The sequence below is a fragment of the Streptomyces pyxinicus genome, assembly GCF_024753135.1.
Classification (GTDB): Bacteria; Actinomycetota; Actinomycetes; order Streptomycetales; family Streptomycetaceae; genus Streptomyces; species Streptomyces pyxinicus.
Genome location: NZ_JANUGP010000077.1, coordinates 1 through 679, shown reverse-complemented (window position 1 = coordinate 679; position 679 = coordinate 1). Strand labels below are relative to the sequence as shown.

Sequence of the window (679 nt, the reverse complement as noted above, 5' to 3'; positions counted from 1 at the left end):
CTCCCGCCGGACGGCCATGAAGATGCGCGGCATGACGGGGAAGTGGAACGCCATGTGGCACTCGTCGCCGCCGGAGGAGTAGTCCCCGAAGTAGTCGACGACGTCCTCGGGCCACTGGTTGGCCTCCGCCAGCAGCACCGTGTCCGGATACTGCGCGTCGATCTCCTTGCGGACCCGCTTCAGGAACTGGTGGGTCGCGGGCAGGTTCTCGCAGTTGGTGCCCTCCTGCTGGTACAGGTACGGCACCGCGTCCAGCCGGAACCCGTCGATGCCGAGATCCAGCCAGAACTTCAGCGCGGAGATCATCTCCTCCTGCACGGCCGGGTTCTCGTAGTTGAGGTCCGGCTGGTGCGAGAAGAAGCGATGCCAGTAGTACTGCTTGCGTACGGGGTCGTACGTCCAGTTGGACGCCTCGGTGTCCACGAAGATGATGCGGGCGTCCTGGTACTGCTTGTCGTCGTCGGCCCAGACGTAGTAGTCGCCGTACGGACCGTCCGGGTCGCGCCTGGACTCCTGGAACCACGGGTGCTGGTCGCTGGTGTGGTTCATGACGAAGTCGATGATCACGCGCATGCCGCGCTGGTGCGCGGCGTCCACGAACTCCACGAAGTCGGCGAGGTCGCCGAACTCGGGCAGCACCGCGGTGTAGTCGGAGACGTCGTAACCGCCGTCCCTGAGG

The 679-nt window shown here is 65.4% G+C and carries 1 protein-coding gene; it reads right to left on the bottom strand.

The features are described from left to right. A partial coding sequence (locus NX794_RS35805; protein ID WP_258783891.1) for an alpha-amylase family glycosyl hydrolase occupies window positions 1-679 on the bottom strand: 679 nt, incomplete at both ends.